This window comes from Methylomonas sp. Uni0011, assembly GCF_056850255.1.
In genome coordinates this window covers 119087-138108 of record NZ_JBVVNO010000008.1, presented here as the reverse complement: position 1 = coordinate 138108, position 19022 = coordinate 119087, and the positions used below count along the sequence as shown (strand labels likewise).

Sequence of the window (19022 nt, the reverse complement as noted above, 5' to 3'; positions counted from 1 at the left end):
CCAAACCCTACTTGAGCAGACAACCCGCCAGAAACAGGCGTACAGCGGGCGTCACCCAGCGTTCGATTTCGGCGGCATCCGGCGTTGGCTCCAGGCCCAATTGCAGGCGCTGCAACCGCTCGCCGCGCACGGCACTGACGAACTGGTCGGCGAGAAAATCGGGGTCGATATCGGCAATCGCACCGGCTTGCTGGTGGCGGCGGAAAAACTGCGCCAGCGCCGCCAACGTCCGCCGCGGCCCCTGTTCGTAAAATTGGGTCGCCAATTCCGGAAATCGCGGCGACTCGCCGATCAGAATCGCCCGCATCCGCAATACGTCGGGACGGGTGATGCGAAACAAAAACTGGCAGGCAAAGCTTTGCAAAGCCTGTTCCGGCGGCGACTCGCCGCACAGACTCCCGATGAACTGGTCGCTGCAGCGGCGGATCAACGCGCCGAACAAGCCGGCTTTGCCGCCGAATTGGCTGTAAACGGTCCGTAGCGAGACCCGCGCGTCGCGGGCGATGGTTTCCATACTCAAATTGCCGTAGCCGTGTTCCAAAAAAAGCTGCAGCGCCGCGTCGAGTAATCTATCCCGGCTTTGTTGCTCGTCGCCCTTACACGGGCGGCCACATTTAACCATGCTGTCGTACTCATGAAATAAATTGACTTGCCAAACGATGATACCCTAGACTAAACGGTAATAGGTATTACCATTTTTAGTTGAGGCATTTCAGGGGAGAGGGCATGGCATTTATTTTGGAATCGGTAGTGGGGGCTTATCCGCGCATCCCCGCAACACAAGTAGGCCCGACCCGCTTTGCCAGACGAGGACTTGGTCTCAGCATCTTCGCATTCACTCTGCAATTGGCCGTATCCGGTTGCGGCGATTCCGGCGCGCCGGGCAATACCGCAGCCGCCATGCCGCCGGCCAACGTCAAAATTGCCCAACCCCTGAGCCGGGAAACCAGCGACTGGGACGAGTACACCGGCCGCATCGAAGCCGTCAATGCCGTCGATGTCCGCGCCCGGGTCGGCGGTTACCTGGAAAAGGTTAATTTCCATGCCGGCGATAAAGTCAAAAAAGGCGACCTGCTGTTTCTGATCGACCCCAAACCGTTGCAGGCGCAATTGAATTTCGCCAACGCCGAACTGGAACGGGCCAAAACCAAACGCGAACTGGCGAAAAACGATCTGGCCCGCGCCGAGAACCTGCTCAAAGCCAAAGCCATTTCCGCCGAAGAATACGACGCCCGCAGCAAAGGCCTGCGCGAAGCCGCCGCCGCCGTGGTTTCGGCCGAAGCCAGCGCCTACACCGCCAAACTCAATCTGGAATACACCGAAATCCGCGCCCCGATCGGCGGCCGGGTCGGCCGCGAATTGTTGACGGTCGGCAATCTGGTCAAAGCCGACGACACCCTATTAACACAATTGGTATCGACCGATCCGGTTTACGTCTACGTCGATGCCGACGAACAATCGGTGTTGAAATACCGGCGCCAGGCCAAGCAGGCAGGCAACGCCACCGCCGATCTGCACGGCGCGGCGGTCGAAGCGGCAGTGGCCGACGAAGACGGCTTTCCCCACCAGGGCAAACTGGACTACATCGCCCCGCGCGCCGACGCCGCCACCGGCACCTTGACCCTGCGCGGCGTGTTTGCCAATCCCGACGAACTGCTCAGCCCCGGCTTCTTCGCCCGCCTACGCCTGAAAGGTTCGGCGGCTTATCCGGCCCTGTTGGTGCCGGATCGCGCCATCGGTGCCGACCAGGCCCAGCGCTTCGTTTGGGTGGTCAACGCCAATAACCAGGCCGAATACCGGCCGGTCAAGCCCGGCGCCCGCATCGGTCAGTTGCGTGTCGTACGCGAAGGTTTGAAAGCCGATGACTGGGTCGTGGTCGAAGGCCTGCAAAAATTGCGACCCGGCGCCACCGTCGTTCCGGAAAAAACCGCGCTCGACGGCCAGGGAGGCCAATAAACCATGGATAAATTCAGCCACTTTTTTATCGACCGGCCGATCTTCGCCTCGGTACTGTCGATTGTGATCGTGCTGGTCGGCGGCCTGGCGCTGATCGGCCTGCCGATTGCCCAATATCCGGAAATCGCTCCGCCCACCGTCGTTGTCACCGCCACCTACCCCGGCGCCAACGCCAAAGTCGTCGCCGAAACGGTGGCAACGCCGGTCGAACAGGAAGTCAACGGCGTCGAGGACATGCTGTACATGTCGTCGCAATCGACCAATAGCGGCGTCATGGCCTTGACCATCACCTTCAAACCCGGCACCAATCTGGACAAAGCCCAGGTGTTGGTACAAAACCGGGTGGCACTGGCCGAACCCAAACTGCCGGAAGAAGTACGCCGCCAAGGCTTGAGCGTAAAAAAACGCAGCCCCGACTTAAGCCTGGTTGTAAATCTGGTATCGCCGGATAAACGCTACGACAGCGTTTACATGAGCAACTACGCGCTATTGCAAATCCGCGATACGCTGGCCCGGCTGCCCGGCGTCGGCGATATTCTGTTGTTCGGCGCCCGCGACTACAGCATGCGTCTGTGGCTGAACCCGGAAAAAGTCGCCGCCCGCAATCTGACCGCCGCCGAGGTGGTCAATGCCGTGCGCGAACAAAACGTGCAAGTCGCGGCCGGCGTGGTCGGTCAGCAACCGTCGCCGACCGCAGCCGAATACCAATATACGGTTAGCACGCTGGGTCGCTTGAGCGATCCGGAACAGTTCGGCGAAATCGTGATTAAACCCGGCGCCAACGGCCAGGTCACCAAACTCAAGGACGTGGCGCGGATCGAACTCGGCGCCAAGGACTACAACTCCGGCCTGTTCCTGGACGGTGAAGATACCGTCGGCCTGGCGATCTTCCAATTGCCCGGCTCCAACGCCATCGACACCAAAAAGGCCGTGGTCGAAGCGATGGAGAAACTGAAAACCCGCTTCCCGGAAGGTCTGGATTACGTGCTGGTCTACGACACCGTGGTGTTCGTTCAGCAATCGATCGACGCCGTGGTCAAGACCCTGTTCGAAGCGCTGGGTTTGGTGGTGTTGGTGGTGATCGTCTTCCTGCAAAACTGGCGGGCGGCGGTGATTCCGTTACTGGCGGTCCCGGTGTCGCTGATCGGCGCCTTTGCGGTGATGGCCGGCTTGGGTTTGTCTTTAAATACCTTGTCATTGTTCGGTCTGGTTTTGGCGATCGGTATCGTGGTTGACGACGCCATCGTCGTGGTCGAAAACGTCGAACGCCATATTGCCGAAGGCATGCACGCCCGCGAAGCCACCCGGCTGGCGATGAGCGAAGTGGTCGGGCCGGTCGTCGCCACGGCCCTGGTGTTGGTCGCCGTGTTCGTACCCACCGCCTTCATCACCGGCGTCTCCGGCGCGTTTTACAAACAGTTTGCCTTGACCATTGCCGTATCGACGGTGATCTCGGCCTTCAACTCGCTGACCCTGAGCCCGGCCCTGTGCGCGCTATTGCTGGACCGCGCCCACGAAAACAAGGACGCTTTCACCAAACTGTTCGACAAGCTATTCGGCTGGTTTTTCGTCCGCTTCAACCGCTTCTTCGAACGTTTCAGCCTCGGCTATTCCAGACTGGTCGCGCGACTGATCCGGATGGTCGCCGTGGTTCTGGTTTTGTACGTAGGTTTGAACGGCCTGAATTTTCTGGCCTTCGAAAAAGTGCCGACCGGCTTCATTCCGGATCAGGATCAGGGCTATCTGATCCTGTACGCGCAATTGCCCGACGCGGCATCGCTGGCCCGCACCAAGGATGTGGTGCAACAAGCCAGTAAAATCGTGCTGGACACCGAAGGCGTCAGCCATATCAACGCCTACGCCGGCTGGTCGATTCTGAGCGGTGCCAACCAATCGAATGTCGCGACCATGTTTGCCCGGCTGGACTCGTTTGACAGCCGCGCTCACCGCCCCGATCTGCATGCCTCGCAAGTCGTCAAAACCCTGAACCAGCGATTGGCCGCCATCCCCAACGCCCGCATCGCCGTGTTCACGCCACCGCCGATCCGCGGTATGAGTTCGGTCGGCGGTTTCAAATTGCAAGTGCAGGATCGCAATAACGCCGGCATCGACGAGTTGCAAAAAGTCACCGGCGAAATGATCGAAAAAGGCAACCAGCAACCGGGTTTGGTCGGCTTGTTCACTACCTTCCGCGCCGGCGTGCCGCAGTTGTTCGTCGACGTCGACCGCACTCAGGTCAAGTCGATGAACCTGCCATTGAAAGACGTGTTCGACACCTTGCAGATTTATCTGGGCTCGTTGTACGTCAACGATTTCAACATCTTCGGCCGCACCTATCAGGTCACGGCCCAGGCCGATGCCGATTTTCGGATGCTGCCCAGCGACATCACCCAGCTCAAAACCAAAAACCTGAGCGGCGGCATGGTGCCGTTGGGCGCGGTCGCCGACGTCAAGGAAATCAGCGGTCCGGATAAAATCACCCGCTACAACATGTACACCGCCGCCGAAATCAACGGCAGCACCCTGCCCGGCGTCAGCTCCGGCGATGCCATCGAGAAAATGGGCCGGGTATTGCGCGACAACCTGCCGCCCGGTTTCGACTTCGAATGGACCGAGCTCAGCTTGCAGCAAGTGCTGGCCGGCAACGTGGCGTTGCTGGTGTTCCCGCTCAGCGTGATCTTCGTGTTCCTGGCCCTGGCAGCGCAATACGAAAGCTGGGCCCTGCCGTTCGCGGTAATTCTGATCGTGCCGATGTGTATTTTGTCGTCGATGACCGGGGTCTGGATCGGCGGCATGGACAACAACATCTTCACCCAGATCGGCTTCATCGTCTTGGTCGGCCTGGCCAGCAAGAACGCGATTCTAATCGTCGAATTTGCCAAACACCGCCAGGAATCGGGCTTGAGCCGCTTCGATGCCGCAGTCGAGGCGGCGCGGATTCGGTTGCGACCGATTTTGATGACCTCGTTCGCGTTTGTGATGGGCGTGTTTCCGTTGGTGATCGCCAAGGGCGCCGGCGCCGAATCCCGGCACTTGCTGGGCACAGCGGTATTCAGCGGCATGATCGGCGTGACGATTTTCGGTTTGCTGCTGACGCCGGTGTTTTTCGTCGCGGTTCAAGGGCTGGCCAGCAAACTGCGTCGCAATGCCAAGGTGCAACAGGCCGGCGCGGAGTCAATGCCATGAATCTTAATTTGAAGCTTCGCCCGTTGGCTCAGGCCATGGTTGCAACCGGTCTGCTGGCCGGCTGCGCGGTCGGCCCGGATTACCAAACGCCGGCCACCGTCGATTTGCCCGGCCAATTCGTCAACGCCCCTGCCCCGCTGTTTGCGGCGGACAGCAGCGAGGTGGCCTGGTGGAAATTGTTCGATGACGGCTTGTTGGAACATCTGGTCGAGCAAAGCCTGCAACACAACCGCGATTTGCAAGCCGCCAAAGCCAATCTGGCCGAGGCCAGAGCCTTGTATCTGGAATCCGGCCTGAGCCTGCTGCCGACCGTTACCTCGCGCGCCAGCTACAACGAACAGAAACGTAGCGCCGGCTCGTTGAATAACCGGGCTTTCGTGCCGCGCGAGTTGAAACTGTACAGCATGGGCTTCGACGCCTCGTGGGAATTGGATTTCTTCGGCCGGGTCCGGCGCGGCGTCGAAGCCGCCGACGACCAGGTCGCCGCCGAGGAGGCCAGTTTACGCGACGTCGAGGTCAGCCTGATCGGCGAAGTCGCCCGCAATTACTTTGCGTTGCGCGGCCTGCAACACCAGTTGGCCGTGGCGAAACGTAATGCCGACAATCAAGCGCAAACCCTCGAAATCACTCAGGTTAAATTCGACAACGGCCGCGGCACCGAACTGGACACGTCGCGGGCCGAGGCGCAATTGCAAAGCACCCGCGCCGGCATCCCGCCGCTGGAAAATGCCATCGCCCAGGCCATCCACCGCTTGAGCGTGTTGAGCGGGCAGATGCCGGATGCCTTGGTTACTACCTTAAGCACCGAACAAGCATTACCTAAAGCGCCGGAAACGATCCGGATCGGCGATCCGGCGCAACTGCTGCGGCGGCGGCCGGACATTCGCATGGCCGAGCGCCAACTGGCCGCAACGACCGCGCAAATCGGCGTCGCCACGGCCGACCTGTTTCCGCGGGTGACCTTCGTCGGCAGCATTGCTCTGGAAGGCAACACCTTGACCCATTTGGTCGCGCCGGGCGGCGATGCCTATTCGATCGGTCCGCGCATTACTTGGGCGGCGTTCGACTTGGGCCGGGTTTACGCCCGGATCAGAGCCGCCGACGCCCGCGCCGAAGCGAGTCTGGCCCAATACGAGCAAACCGTGCTGAACGCGTTGGAAGAAACCGAAAACAGCCTGGTGGCTTATCGCCAGGAATTGAGCCGGCGAGCGGATTTAAGCAAAGCCGCGGCCGCCAGCGCCAAGGCCCGCGAGCTGGCGCAATTGCGCTATCAGGAAGGCATCAGCGATTTTCTGACGGTACTGGATGCCGAGCAGCGGCTGCTGCAAGACCAAAGCCAGTTGGCGCAAAGTGAAACCGCCGCGGCGACGGCGCTGGCCGCAGTCTACAAGGCGCTGGGCGGCGGTTGGGAAGCCGTTGCCGAGCCTGCCGCCGACTAGGTCCTTTGAGCACGGGCTCCAATATCTCGGAGCCCTCCGCCTAATCTGCCTCTAAACCGCAGCTTGTGCTGGTGCGGCCCCAGCCATGGCCTTGGCGAAATGGGGACAGAACGACTTTCGTTCGCGGTCAACAAATCCGACACAATTGACTGTTGACCCGGCGCCAGTTTCACGGGCGCCGATCCGGCCAGGCCGCTTCGCATCGCTCGATCGGGTCGGCTTGCAGCTGCCGTTCTCGATTCTCCAATAAAACTCAAGCAGTTCCGCACAAAAAATAGAATCTTGCAGATCTCCGATCTTTCACTAAAGTTATCCTTATTTCTTCACCACCACTGCTTAGCAAGACATATTCGTTTTCCCCGCACTTCATGAACAAAACTCTTCCGTCTTTATTTCGGATCGCGACTGCGATTTTGGTTTGGCTACCGGGTAGCCCGCATGCGGATGCCGACCTGACCGATCTGAACTTGGAAGAACTGATGGCGGTAAAAATTACTTCGGTGGCAAAAAAAGTCCAGTCCTTGCAGGATTCCGCCGCCGCGGTATTCGTGATCAGCAACGAAGACATCAAGCGCTCGGGCGCCACCAGCATTCCGGACGCGTTGCGCTTGGCGCCCGGCATCGACGTCGGCCGGATCGACTCCAACAAATGGGCGGTCAGTTCGCGCGGCTTCAACGGCCGCTTTGCCAATAAACTGCTGGTGCTGATCGACGGCAGGAACCTGTATACGCCAGCATTTGCCGGCGTGTATTGGGAACTTCAAGATGTGATGTTGGAAGACGTCGAGCGCATCGAAGTGGTCCGCGGTTCCGGCGCCGCGTTGTGGGGCGCCAACGCAGTCAATGGGGTAATCAATATCATCACCAAACACAGTGCCGACACCCAGGGCGGACTCGTCAGCGCCGGCGGCGGCACAGAAGAAAGAGCATTCGGCGCATTTCGCTACGGTACCCGCGTAAACGATACGACTACCGCCCGTGCCTATCTGAAGGGGTTTGAGCGCGACGCATTGGCGCGGGCCAACGGCAGCAGTGCCGGAGATTATTGGAGCAAGATGCAGGGCGGCTTCCGCCTCGATTCCGAGGTATCGGACGCGGATTCGCTAACGATACAAGGCGACATGTACTCCGCCGACTTAAACCAACAACTCTCGCTCGCTACGCTAACCGCGCCCTATCGACAAGTGGTCGGCGACCGGGCCATGGCCAGCGGCGGTAATATCGTCAGCCGTTGGCAACATAATTTCTCGGATACCTCAAGCACGACACTACAGCTGTATCTCGATTCCTACAACCGGCGTGAAGGGTTCATCGACGAGGAACGCCACACCACCGATCTGGATTTTCAACACCATTTCGCGCTGAACGCGTGGAATGACATTATCTGGGGCTTAGGATTCCGTTACTCGTCTTCCGACGTAACGGATATCCGTCCAGATCTGATCTCCTTCAGACCTACCGACCGCGATAACAGCTATTACAGTGGTTTTTTGCAAGACCAACTGACGCTAATCGACGACACCCTATGGTTGACCCTGGGGTCCAAACTGGAACATAACGATTTTACCGGCTTCGAAGTTCAGCCCACAGCACGCTTGATGTGGGCTCCCCACCCGCACCACCGCTTGTGGGGAGCTATCTCCCGCGGGGTGCGGATTCCGTCGCGGGTCGACGCCGATATGAGTCTGGTCGGTCAAATCCTGCCGCCGTTTAGCGGCCAGAACGTCACGCCGTTTCCGCTGGAGCTTGCGGTGATGGGCTCGGAGACTTACAAGGCCGAACAAGTGCTGGCTTACGAAATCGGTTACCGCTTCAGCCCGAATCCGGCCTTCTCGATAGACGTCGCCGGCTTTTACAACAACTACAGCACCCTGCGCTCATTCCAACCCGGCGCAATCAATACTTCGCAATTGCCGGCTGCTCTAAGCCAGCCGTTTTACATTAACAATGGCAACGCCGGTCGCACCTACGGCATCGAAACCTCGGCGGTCATGAAAATGCTGGACTGGTGGCGCTGGGACATCAGCTACAGCGCACTGCAAACCGAACTCAGCAGCAACGCCTACTACCAGGAAGCGGTCTCGCCGCAACATAAAATCTCGTTGCGGGCGAGTGTGAATCCGACATCCAATGTTACGCTGGACGCCTGGCTGCGTTACGTCGACAACGCCAGCGCCTTCACGCTGACAGGCCCCGCCCATATCCGCTCCTACACCACACTGGATCTGCGGCTGGGCTGGAAGTTGAGCCGCGGCGTCGAACTCGCACTAGTTGGACAAAACCTGCTGGACAACCGCCATCTGGAGTACATCCAGGAAACTTTCACCCAGGCTACCGAAGTTCAACGCGGAGTTTACGGCAAAATTACCTGGGAGTTTTAGCCTCGGCCGCGTCGTTTAGGCCCATACCTAAAAACTCGATTCCGGTTCGGCTGCGTGGACATTTACAGTTTGGGCGGCTGCAGATACGGCAAGCACCGCGCTTAACTCACGTTCGATCTTTCCTGCTACTTGTCTGACACAACACTGCGGCTCGCCATTGCCGCTAGCTAAAAGGGCGTTCCAGGCAATCTCGGTTAGAATGGCGGCTTTTCGATTCGGGAGTCAGCGGTGATGGACGAATTCTATAGCCCGCAACAACGGGAACTGCAAACGCAACACGATACCGTCCGCTTGGCGGACCGCTTACAGCAAATCATCGTCGAACAACACATCAACGAGCAGCACCAGGCTTTCATCGAAAGCCGCGACTTTTTCTTTCTGACCACGATCGACCACCGCGGTTATCCGACCTGTTCCTATAAAGGCGGCCATCCCGGCTTGGTCAGAGTGATCGGTCCGCAGGAATTGGCGTTTCCGAACTACGACGGTAACGGCATGTTTTTATCGCTGGGCAATATCAACGGCAACCCGAAAATCGGCCTGCTGTTCATCGATTTCGAAACGCCGCATCGGCTTCGGGTCCATGGCGACGCCCGTATTCAGGCCGACGATCCGCTGCTGGCCGACTATGCCGGCGCGGAATCGATCGTACGGGTGGCGATCAGCGAGATTTTTATCAACTGTCCGCGTTACATTCACAAAATGAGCCGCGTCGCCAGTTCCCAATACGTGCCGGAAGCCGGAAAAGATACGCCGCTACCGCAGTGGAAACGGATCGACGCCGTGCAGGACGTGTTGCCGGCCTGCGATAAACAAATCGCCGAGAACCTGGGCGGCACTATTACGCCGGAACATTACGGGGAGATGGTGCACCGCGGCGAAGGGTAAGCTTTGATCCCGCGCCAAGCCGCGTTTTCGAACAGAGTAACTGCTAAAAACCTTAACTGACTCACTTCAAATTGGAGAACCACATGAGCGAAAGAATCGTTATGCGTACCGGCGAAGCCTTGGTCGCCGGCGGCCCGGCCGGCACCGCTGCCGAGCCGGAAATCATCATCGGCGAGCTGGACGGGCCGGTCGGCACCGCAATCGCCACCTTGACTGGCGACCAGGTCCAGGGCCATAGCCGGGTGTTCGCGATTTTGAATACCGATATCCAAGTGCGGCCGGTGACGTTGATGGTCAGCAAGGTCACGGTCAAGAACAGCCGCTATACCAATATTTTGATGGGTACGGTGCAGGCGGCAATCGCCAACGGCGTGTTGGACGCGGTGCGCGCCGGCGACATCCCGAAAGAAAAAGCCAACGACCTCGGCATCATTTGCTCGGTATGGCTGAATCCGAGCGTGATCAAGGACGACAAACTCGACCACCGCATTCTGTTCGACATCCACCGTCAAGCCATGGCCAAAGCCATCCATAAAGCCATGACCAACACCCCGGACATCGATTGGCTGCTGGAAAACCAGGAAAAAATCGTCCACAAGTACTTTCAAATGGGTCTGGACGGCAAGATTTAAGCGCGCGCCGCCCCGCTACGCACTAATAGCGGATCAATATTAATTTGACAGACCGGCAAAATCCGCCTAAAAAGACAAACTGATTTCGATTCGAAATCAGTTTGTCTTGTCTACAGGGGAGATTTTGCTATGAAAACGCGCCTTTCACTGTCCGCCGCCGGACTGTTCCTGACTCTTTTCGCTTCCGCCCAAGCCGCCGAACACAGCGTGGCTTATCCGGAAGGCTATCGCACCTGGCTGCATGCCAAAACCATGCTGATCCAGCCCGGCCATGCCTTGGAAAACCCGTTTCAAGGCCTGCACCACGTCTATGCCAATAAAAAAGCCGAAAGCGGATTGAAATCCGGCAAATATCAAGACGGTTCGGTGCTGGTATTCGATCTGTTGCAATACCAGGAACAGGATAAAACCATTCAGGAAGGCGAGCGCAAACTACTGGGTGTGATGCAGAAAGATTCGAAAAAATATGCCGCGACCGGCGGCTGGGGCTTCGAGGGCTTTGCCGGCAACAGCAAGACCGAACGCTTGGTCAAGGATGGCGGAGCGAGTTGCTTTGCCTGCCACGCCTCCGAGCAAAAAACCGACTACGTGTTTTCTCAATACCGGCCCTGATCCGGATTTTCCGGCCGCCGGGCAGGCGCCGATTGCCGGCGCCTCTATCGCTCGACTTATTTGGCCGTGGCTCGATCCAGCAAACGAATACCGTCCGCCTCGATCAATATCCGCCGCTGTTTGTACAAACCGCCAATAGCCTGTTTGAACACCTTCTTACTGACCGCAAAGGTGTCGTAGATCAGCTCCGGATCGCTTTTGTCGGTCAACGCCACATAGCCGCCGCGTCGGGCCAGGATATCCAGTATCTTCGCCGAGGTGGCGTCCACTTTCTGCCCGTACTTTTCCTGGCTGAGGATTAAATCCAGTTTGTGGTCCGGGCGGATCTTCTTGATGTAGCCGGTCAATTTCTGGCCTTTTTTCAGCGGCTGGAACACTTCGTTTTTATACAACACGCCCCAGTATTGGTGGTCTACCACCGCTTTGAAACCCAGTTCGGTATGCTCGGCGATTACCAATTGCACGGCCTGGCCTTCCTTGTAGTAAAAAGCCTGATCCTGAATGAAATCGTCCAACACCATCGACGCAGCGATACGGTTGTCCTCGTCCAGAAACAAGCGGACCAGATAGGAGCGGCCTTCGATGACCTTGCCTTTTTGTTCGCTGAACGGCAACAACAAGTCCTTAGGCAAGCCCCAATCCAAAAATGCCCCGGCATGGCTCAGCGAGACGCACTTTAACCAAGCCACCTCGCCGGCTTGCGCCAGCGGCATTTGCAAGGTCGCCAAAGTTTGGCCTTTGCCGTCGACATAAACAAACGCATCGACTTTTGCACCGACCGCCAATTCCGTGACGGGCGGTTTATCGTCCAACGCGATCTCTCCCAATTCGCCGCCGTCCAAATAATATTGGTTATCGCGCCGGCTAAGCACGGTTAACGCATTGACTTTACCTAATTCGATCATGGGATTCCGGGAGATTGAGACGAGACCGGCCGCATGGCACCGGCGTTGGAAAACTAGCGAAGCCGCATTATACAAGCAATCGCGCTGGGGCTGACCGCGACTTACGCTGCGATAAATCGGCAACAATTGACGCAGCTCAATCGATTTAGCGCTACGACCGACTATAATGGCCGGTTTTTTCAGCACGTTACGGCGCTCGAAACCGAGCGCAAGCACACACCATGACTTTATTACTCAAATACCTGTCCTCCTGCTGGTTTCTGAATAATCCGGCCGACTTGGTCCCGCCCAATTCCTTTATGTGGAAAAACGTGGCGTTCTATTTAATGTCCGGCATCATCGTCGAAAGTTTGATTGCCGATCCGGCCGACGGCACTCTGGAAGTATTGGGCCGCACTATTATGGCTTTCAGTTCCGTGGCGGTATTGCTGCTGACCGAAAGAAAATGGAGTCTGTTCAGCCAGTTGTACACGTCGATTTTCGTCTGCGAAAACTTCATCATGACCCTGGCCATCGCCGCCGAAGGCCTGGACTACTGGCTGGTGTTGAAACACCATCCCTACCGCGAGGAAATCGGCATTGGCATCGCGGTATTTCTGGTGGTTTGGTATATCAGTATCGTCAGTTACATCTTCCGCGGTTTTTTCAAATACACCATGAGTGTCAGCCTGATTTACGCATTCAGTTACTTCATCCTGACTTACGGCATTCCAATGCTGTTGATGGATATTTGACCGGTCTCCGGGCGGGCACCAACTCGGTACCCGCCCTGCACTACAAAATCTCGGCCAGATTTCCCTTATCTTCCAGCCAACTTTTGCGGTCGCCGGCGCGTTTCTTCGCCAGCAACAAATCCATCTGCTGAAACGCCTCGGCGTGGTCCGGCACCGTCAACTGCACCAGCCGGCGCGTATCCGGATTCATCGTGGTTTCGCGCAGTTGCGACGGATTCATTTCGCCCAAGCCTTTGAAGCGTTGAATATTGACCTTGCCGCTGAGTTTTTCGGCTTCGATCCGCGCCAGCACACCCAAACGTTCGGATTCGTCCAAGGCGTAAAACACCTTTTTGCCGACGTCAATCCGGTACAGCGGCGGCATCGCCACGAACACGTGGCCGGCTTCGACCAAGGCCTTGAAGTGTTTATAAAACAAGGCGCAAATCAAGGTGGCGATGTGGTTGCCGTCGGAATCGGCATCGGCCAGGATGCAGACCTTGCCGTAACGCAGGTTTTGCAAATCGTCGCTATCGGGCTCAATGCCCAGCGCCACGGCGATGTCGTGCACCTCTTGCGAGGCCATGACCTCGCCGGAATCGACCTCCCAGGTGTTCAAAATTTTGCCTCTAAGCGGCATGATGGCCTGGAACTCGCGGTCTCGGGCCTGTTTGGCGGAACCGCCGGCCGAATCGCCCTCGACCAGGAACAGTTCGGTACGGCTGAGATCCTGTCCTGAGCAATCGGCCAGTTTGCCGGGTAAAGCCGGCCCGGCCGTGATTTTCTTACGCACGATTTTCTTAGCCGAACGCAAGCGCTTTTGGGCGCTGGCGAGGATGATCTCGGCGATTTTCTCGCCTTCCTGCGGATGCTGGTTCAGCCACAGGCTGAACGTATCCTTGGCCACACCGGAAACGAAAGTCACGCATTCGCGCGAACTCAAACGCTCCTTGGTCTGCCCCGAGAATTGCGGATCTTCCAGTTTCACCGACAGCACGAAATGGCAGTTTTCCCAGACGTCTTCCGGCGCGATCTTGACGCCGCGCGGCAGCAGATTGCGAAAATCCAGAAACTCGCGGATCGCTTCGGTCAAACCGGCGCGCAGGCCGTTGACGTGGGTACCGCCCTGCGCGGTCGGCACCAGATTGACGTAACTTTCCGCCACCGCCTCCGACAGACTGTCGGGAGTCCAGACGATGCCCCATTCCACCGCCTCGTTGCTGGCGGCCATATTGGCCATGAACGGCGGCTGCGGAAAAATTTCGGCGTCGCCGACCCGGTCCAGCAGATATTCTTGTAAGCCGTTCTGGTAACACCATTCCAGCCGCTCGTCGCTGAGTTCGGACAGCAGCACGATTTTCAGGCCCGGACACAAAACGGCCTTGGCGCGCAATACGTGCTTGAGTTTGCTGACGGAAACCCGGTTGGAATCGAAATATTTGGCGTCCGGCCAAAAATGCACGCTGGTACCGGTGTTGTTTTTGCCGACATTGCCGGTTTGCTGCAATTCACCGACCTTGTCGCCGCCGGCAAATTCCATTTGGTAAACGCCGCCGCCGCGCTTGATCTCGACCAATAGCTTTTCGGACAGGGCATTGACCACCGACACGCCAACGCCGTGCAAACCGCCGGAGAACTGGTAGTTCTTGTTGGAAAATTTACCGCCGGCGTGGAGCTGAGTCAGGATCACTTCGACGCCGGGAATGCCTTGTTCCGGATGCATATCGACCGGCATGCCGCGGCCGTCGTCGACGACCTTGACCGAGCCGTCTTTAAACAAGGTTACTTCAATGTTTTTTGCGTATCCGGCCAGCGCTTCGTCGACGCTGTTATCGACCACTTCCTGCACCAAATGGTTGGGCCGGGTGGTATCGGTATACATGCCGGGGCGCTTACGCACCGGGTCCAGGCCGCTCAGCACCTCGATCGCGGCGGCATTGTATTCTTGGGTCATGATATGTTTTTGAAGGTAGTCAGCCAGTGTCGGCGGACCATTATATGTCAACCTACCCGCGCAAACTCGGCCAAGGGCAAATGTCCGGGCCCGTAACCGCGGGTTCGGGACTGCCGGGACTCATGCCGAACCAAGTCCCGCTAGTTCCGGATCAAATTGCCGGTCTTTGAAGGGGGGAAGGAAAGGCCCGACGAAAAGCCGGACGAACGACATTTCGCAGGGCCCGTTTGCTGTTTCGGATGCCAGCCAACCATCTTGGCGACCACCACGGTTTTAGATCAGCGCAGGCGTTGCACTTGGTCGGCGGCGAATACGATGGTTTCTCTGCCGGGGGTCGTGTCGTTGAAATCGATCGATGCCGGCCAAACTCGGCTAAAGCTCCATTCCGCGATGGGCGTCATCGTCTGGTCATAGGCAATCAAAGTCGCATCGACCCGCGACCGGGCCGACCGCCCACTGGCAACTTGTTGCCGCCAGTTCCACAAATCCATCGACTTGGTTAAGCCTCTGCTACAGGTAAGATTTTTGACCTGCAGACGCCCAGGAAGCTTAGTAGTGCTCTCTTCGCGCGGATTAACCCTGGTTTGCTCCACCTCGTTCTGCGACCCCATGCCTTTGCAATCAGTGAAATAGGTGGAAATACCGCCGGCGCTAAATTCGTAATAGACCGACAGGCCCGAATTGTTGACAACATCCTCAGTGGCAGCGGCGCTGGCTGACGAGGCCATCAAGGCACCTAAGACAACACTTATAAAACGGCTAGCTGTTTTCATGACATATCCTCAAAAGGTTAGATAATTTGGTTTGGAAGAGAGCCGCCAATACGACAGTTAAAAAATCTGTCGTCACAATCGATGGACTTCAATTTGTATTGGCAAGGGCGATGCCATGTTTGGCAAACCGAGACCAACAAAAACCAACCCATTGAATACACGCAATTATTTACAAAAACCGCCCAGGAAACATCAGCTCCCCTAACGCCTGCTGACCACGACATATCGCTTTTACACGAAATATCGTACGAAATTCGAACGCTCAATTACCCCGGTTCCAATCGCGGGTATCTTTTCGGCATCGCCCCGGACTATTTCGACAGAGCAACGAAACCAATGCGTTCGTGATTGCACTGTTGCGTTAGATAGATCACCTAAGGCAGTGGACAAGCAGGCCCGCTGCCAATTGGCAACTGGCGGACTCTGTCGAGAGCGGGTCCTCAATCTCGGCTGCCGATGGCGGAACGCGGCAATCTCAATCCGGACTCAACCGCTCGGCAAAACATACTATAATGCTCGGTCATTTTTTCGAGCATAGCCGCGCAAACCATGTCGAGACGCAAAAACGCTGCCCAATTTGAAGAGGCCATGGCCGAACTGGAAAAGTTGGTCGAACAGATGGAGCGCGGCGATATCACGCTGGAAGAATCGTTGAAATTCTTCGAACGCGGCGTCGGTTTAACCCGGACCTGCCAGCAAGCTTTGCAGGAAGCCGAACAGAAAGTACAGATTTTATTAGAGAAAAACGGCCAGCAAACTTTGGAGCCATTCACCGATGAGTAAGTTGAAAGAATATTTAGTCGCCTGCCAGAACCGCGTCGAACGCGCGTTGGACGCCCGCTTGCCCGGCGACAACATTTTGCCGCAGACGCTGCATGCCGCGATGCGCTACAGCGTTTTAGACGGCGGCAAGCGCACCCGGCCGTTGCTGACCTACGCCACCGGCGTGGCCGTGGGTTTGAGCGAAGAAGAATTGGACGCCCAGGCCTGTGCGGTGGAATTCATCCACGTTTACTCCCTGATCCACGACGACTTGCCGGCGATGGACAACGACGACCTGCGCCGCGGCAAGCCGACCTGCCATAAGGCATTCGACGAAGCCACGGCGATCCTGGCCGGCGACGCCCTGCAGGCCCTGGCTTTCGACGTGTTGGCCAACGACGCCGCCATCAAGGTCGGCGCGGAAGCCAGAGTCAAGATGATCGCGGCATTGACCCGCGCCAGCGGTTCGCAAGGCATGGTCGGCGGCCAAGCCATCGATCTGGGCTCGGTCGGACGCAAACTGACTTTGCCAGAACTGGAAAACATGCATATTCACAAAACCGGTGCCTTGATCCGGGCCAGCGTCAACTTAGCGGCCCTGTCCAAACCGGGCCTGGATGCCGACGCCGCCAAAAAACTGGACCATTACGCCAAATGCATCGGCTTATCGTTTCAAGTCAAAGACGACATTCTCGACATTGAAGCCGACACGGCAACGCTGGGTAAAACGCAGGGCAAGGACGTGGATAACGACAAGCCGACCTACCCGGCTTTATTGGGTCTGGCCGGAGCAAAAGAAAAAGCCCAGGCACTGCACGAGCAAGCGGTGGCCAGTTTGGCCGATTTCGGTCCGGAAGCCGACCTGTTAAGGGCACTATCCCTGTACATCATCGAGCGCACCCACTAGACCCCTGCTTTTCTCACCGCCCTGCGGCCCCAAGGAAATAATAACAACATGACATCTTCCGGAAACTTCCCGCTACTCGACACCATCGCCGGCCCGACCGACATCCGTGCCCTGAAGAAAGAGCAACTGCCGCAGTTGGCCGATGAGGTGCGTTCTTATTTGACGCACACGGTCAGCATTTCCGGCGGCCATTTCGCCGCGGGCCTGGGTACGGTGGAACTGACCGTGGCTTTGCATTATGTGTTCGATACGCCGGTGGACCAGTTGGTGTGGGATGTGGGCCATCAGGCTTATCCACATAAGATTCTGACCGGGCGCAAGGATCGGATGACGACGATTCGCACCCTCGGCGGGGTGTCGGCGTTTCCGTCGCGCGACGAGAGTGAATACGATGCCTTCGGCGTCGGCCATTCCTCGACCTCGATCAGCGCAGCGCTGGGTATGGCGATCGCCTCGCAGTTGCGCGGCGAGGACAAGAAGATGGTGGCGATCATCGGCGACGGTTCGATTACCGGCGGCATGGCCTTCGAGGCGATGAATCATGCCGGCGACGTCAATGCCAATCTGTTGGTGATTCTGAACGATAACGAGATGTCGATCTCGCCGCCGGTCGGGGCGATGAATAATTACCTGACCAAGATTTTATCCAGCAAGTTTTATTCGTCGGTCAAGAAGGAAAGCAAGAAGGCTTTGTCCAGTATGCCCAGTGTCTGGGAATTGGCGCGGAAAGCGGAAGAGCATGTGAAAGGCATGATCGTGCCGGGTACTTTGTTCGAGGAGCTGGGTTTCAATTATTTCGGGCCGATCGACGGTCACGATCTGGAGATGCTGGTCTCGACCCTGGAGAATCTGAAGGATTTGACCGGACCGGTGTTCCTGCATGTGGTGACCAAAAAGGGCAAGGGTTATGCCCCGGCCGAGAAGGATCCGCTGGCCTATCACGGCGTACCGGCCTTCGACCCGACCCAGGATTTTCTACCGAAGGCGGCACCGTCGCCGCATCCGACCTATACCGAGGTGTTCGGCCGTTGGTTGTGCGATATGGCGGCGCAAGACGAGCGGCTGTTGGGTATCACCCCGGCGATGCGCGAAGGTTCGGGCTTGGTCGAGTTTTCGCAGAAATTTCCGAAGCGTTATTTCGACGTGGCGATTGCCGAGCAACATGCGGTGACCCTGGCCGCCGGTCAGGCTTGCCAGGGTGCAAAGCCGGTGGTGGCGATTTATTCGACCTTTTTGCAACGCGGTTACGATCAGTTGATTCACGACGTGGCTTTGCAGAACCTGGATGTACTGTTTGCGCTGGATAGAGCCGGTCTGGTGGGACCGGACGGCCCGACCCATGCCGGCGCGTTCGATTACAGCTATATGCGCTGCATCCCCAATCTGCTGGTGATGGCCCCGGCCGACGAGAACGAATGCCGGCAGATGCTGACCACCGGCTTCCACCACCACGGCCCGGCCGCGGTGCGTTATCCGCGCGGCAAGGGTCCCGGTGCGGCGGTCAACCCGGAACTCAGCACGCTGGAAATCGGCAAGGGTGAAATCAGACACCAGGGCGGGCGGATTGCGATTCTGGCCTGGGGGGCGATGGTGACGCCGGCCGTCGAAGCCGGCAAGCAACTGGGCGCCACAGTGGCGAACATGCGCTTTGTGAAACCGATCGACGAAGACTTGATCCTGCAGTTGGCCAAAAGCCACGACGTGTTCGTCACGGTCGAGGAAAACGTCATTGCCGGCGGCGCCGGTAGTGCGGTACTGCAGTTCCTGCAACAGCAGAAGATTCTGATGCCGGTACTGAACATCGGCCTGCCCGACCGCTTCGTCGAGCAGGGTTCCCGCGAGGAATTGCTCAGCCTGTGCCGGCTCGATGTCAACGGCATCCGCCTGCAGATTGAAGCTTTTTGCGCATAATCA

15 protein-coding genes are annotated in these 19022 nt (G+C 57.7%); 11 read left to right on the top strand and 4 right to left on the bottom strand.

Going from position 1 to position 19022, the window contains the following annotated elements; translation table 11 throughout:
* Positions 1 to 7: 7 nt before the first annotated feature.
* Complete coding sequence (locus AC0IM9_RS11990) at positions 8 to 622, bottom strand: TetR/AcrR family transcriptional regulator (RefSeq protein ID WP_278212688.1); 615 nt, start codon at positions 620 to 622, stop codon at positions 8 to 10.
* A 104-nt stretch (positions 623 to 726) separates the two neighbouring features.
* On the opposite strand from AC0IM9_RS11990, the gene AC0IM9_RS11985 reads away from it, so the two are divergent.
* From AC0IM9_RS11985 to AC0IM9_RS11955, 7 genes are all read left to right on the top strand, one after another.
* Entirely contained in the window at positions 727 to 1956 is a 1230-nt protein-coding gene (locus tag AC0IM9_RS11985) for an efflux RND transporter periplasmic adaptor subunit (RefSeq protein ID WP_482804145.1), read from the top strand.
* Between the two features lie 3 nt (positions 1957 to 1959).
* A complete protein-coding gene (locus tag AC0IM9_RS11980) occupies positions 1960 to 5142 on the top strand; it encodes an efflux RND transporter permease subunit (RefSeq protein ID WP_482804144.1) in 3183 nt (1060 codons plus the stop codon).
* Positions 5139 to 6581 (top strand): efflux transporter outer membrane subunit, encoded by a 1443-nt coding sequence (locus AC0IM9_RS11975; protein ID WP_482804143.1) that lies wholly within the window; start codon positions 5139 to 5141, stop codon positions 6579 to 6581. Before AC0IM9_RS11980 ends, AC0IM9_RS11975 begins: the two co-directional genes overlap by 4 nt.
* 368 nt (positions 6582 to 6949) lie before the next feature.
* Positions 6950 to 8962 (top strand): TOL_0244 family TonB-dependent receptor, encoded by a 2013-nt coding sequence (locus AC0IM9_RS11970; protein ID WP_482804142.1) that lies wholly within the window; start codon positions 6950 to 6952, stop codon positions 8960 to 8962.
* Positions 8963 to 9193: 231 nt separating this feature from the next.
* Entirely contained in the window at positions 9194 to 9850 is a 657-nt protein-coding gene (locus AC0IM9_RS11965; protein ID WP_482804141.1) for a pyridoxamine 5'-phosphate oxidase family protein, read from the top strand.
* 83 nt (positions 9851 to 9933) lie between these two features.
* The gene (gene fae, locus AC0IM9_RS11960) at positions 9934 to 10482 is read left to right on the top strand and encodes a formaldehyde-activating enzyme (RefSeq protein WP_140913840.1); all 549 of its coding nucleotides are present in this window, start codon (positions 9934 to 9936) and stop codon (positions 10480 to 10482) included.
* 129 nt (positions 10483 to 10611) lie between these two features.
* Entirely contained in the window at positions 10612 to 11094 is a 483-nt protein-coding gene (locus AC0IM9_RS11955; protein WP_482804140.1) for a cytochrome P460 family protein, read from the top strand.
* A gap of 56 nt (positions 11095 to 11150) precedes the next feature.
* Here AC0IM9_RS11955 and AC0IM9_RS11950 read toward each other — a convergent pair whose 3' ends face one another.
* On the bottom strand, positions 11151 to 11999 hold the full coding sequence (locus AC0IM9_RS11950) for a CvfB family protein (RefSeq protein WP_482804139.1): 849 nt from the start codon (positions 11997 to 11999) through the stop codon (positions 11151 to 11153).
* A 221-nt stretch (positions 12000 to 12220) separates the two neighbouring features.
* Between AC0IM9_RS11950 and AC0IM9_RS11945 the strand changes: the two genes are divergently transcribed.
* Positions 12221 to 12733 carry a hypothetical protein gene (locus AC0IM9_RS11945; RefSeq protein WP_278212697.1) on the top strand — a complete coding sequence of 171 codons (513 nt, stop codon included), beginning with the start codon at positions 12221 to 12223 and terminating at the stop codon, positions 12731 to 12733.
* Between the two features lie 40 nt (positions 12734 to 12773).
* Here AC0IM9_RS11945 and parE read toward each other — a convergent pair whose 3' ends face one another.
* On the bottom strand, positions 12774 to 14666 hold the full coding sequence (gene parE, locus AC0IM9_RS11940; protein WP_482804138.1) for a DNA topoisomerase IV subunit B: 1893 nt from the start codon (positions 14664 to 14666) through the stop codon (positions 12774 to 12776).
* Between the two features lie 278 nt (positions 14667 to 14944).
* A complete protein-coding gene (locus AC0IM9_RS11935; protein WP_278212699.1) occupies positions 14945 to 15439 on the bottom strand; it encodes a phage tail protein in 495 nt (164 codons plus the stop codon).
* Positions 15440 to 15988: 549 nt separating this feature from the next.
* Here AC0IM9_RS11935 and AC0IM9_RS11930 point away from each other — a divergent pair.
* From AC0IM9_RS11930 to dxs, 3 genes are read left to right on the top strand one after another with little or no spacing between them, the layout of a single operon-like run.
* Positions 15989 to 16222: an exodeoxyribonuclease VII small subunit gene (locus tag AC0IM9_RS11930; protein WP_140913834.1), complete on the top strand. Its 234-nt coding sequence runs from the start codon at positions 15989 to 15991 to the stop codon at positions 16220 to 16222.
* The gene (gene ispA / locus AC0IM9_RS11925; protein ID WP_482804137.1) at positions 16215 to 17108 is read left to right on the top strand and encodes a (2E,6E)-farnesyl diphosphate synthase; all 894 of its coding nucleotides are present in this window, start codon (positions 16215 to 16217) and stop codon (positions 17106 to 17108) included. The genes AC0IM9_RS11930 and ispA overlap by 8 nt, the downstream gene beginning before the upstream one ends.
* 48 nt (positions 17109 to 17156) lie before the next feature.
* On the top strand, positions 17157 to 19019 hold the full coding sequence (gene dxs / locus AC0IM9_RS11920; RefSeq protein WP_482804136.1) for a 1-deoxy-D-xylulose-5-phosphate synthase: 1863 nt from the start codon (positions 17157 to 17159) through the stop codon (positions 19017 to 19019).
* The last annotated feature ends 3 nt before the right edge of the window (positions 19020 to 19022 follow it).

Bases quoted from the DNA above. Each gene is read 5' to 3' on its own strand.
- AC0IM9_RS11990 (WP_278212688.1), bottom strand. From the start codon at position 622: ATGGTTAAATGTGGCCGCCCGTGTAAGGGCGACGAGCAACAAAGCCGG.
- AC0IM9_RS11985 (WP_482804145.1), top strand. From the start codon at position 727: ATGGCATTTATTTTGGAATCGGTAGTGGGGGCTTATCCGCGCATCCCC.
- AC0IM9_RS11980 (WP_482804144.1), top strand. From the start codon at position 1,960: ATGGATAAATTCAGCCACTTTTTTATCGACCGGCCGATCTTCGCCTCG.
- AC0IM9_RS11975 (WP_482804143.1), top strand. From the start codon at position 5,139: ATGAATCTTAATTTGAAGCTTCGCCCGTTGGCTCAGGCCATGGTTGCA.
- AC0IM9_RS11970 (WP_482804142.1), top strand. From the start codon at position 6,950: ATGAACAAAACTCTTCCGTCTTTATTTCGGATCGCGACTGCGATTTTG.
- AC0IM9_RS11965 (WP_482804141.1), top strand. From the start codon at position 9,194: ATGGACGAATTCTATAGCCCGCAACAACGGGAACTGCAAACGCAACAC.
- fae (WP_140913840.1), top strand. From the start codon at position 9,934: ATGAGCGAAAGAATCGTTATGCGTACCGGCGAAGCCTTGGTCGCCGGC.
- AC0IM9_RS11955 (WP_482804140.1), top strand. From the start codon at position 10,612: ATGAAAACGCGCCTTTCACTGTCCGCCGCCGGACTGTTCCTGACTCTT.
- AC0IM9_RS11950 (WP_482804139.1), bottom strand. From the start codon at position 11,999: ATGATCGAATTAGGTAAAGTCAATGCGTTAACCGTGCTTAGCCGGCGC.
- AC0IM9_RS11945 (WP_278212697.1), top strand. From the start codon at position 12,221: ATGACTTTATTACTCAAATACCTGTCCTCCTGCTGGTTTCTGAATAAT.
- parE (WP_482804138.1), bottom strand. From the start codon at position 14,666: ATGACCCAAGAATACAATGCCGCCGCGATCGAGGTGCTGAGCGGCCTG.
- AC0IM9_RS11935 (WP_278212699.1), bottom strand. From the start codon at position 15,439: ATGAAAACAGCTAGCCGTTTTATAAGTGTTGTCTTAGGTGCCTTGATG.
- AC0IM9_RS11930 (WP_140913834.1), top strand. From the start codon at position 15,989: ATGTCGAGACGCAAAAACGCTGCCCAATTTGAAGAGGCCATGGCCGAA.
- ispA (WP_482804137.1), top strand. From the start codon at position 16,215: ATGAGTAAGTTGAAAGAATATTTAGTCGCCTGCCAGAACCGCGTCGAA.
- dxs (WP_482804136.1), top strand. From the start codon at position 17,157: ATGACATCTTCCGGAAACTTCCCGCTACTCGACACCATCGCCGGCCCG.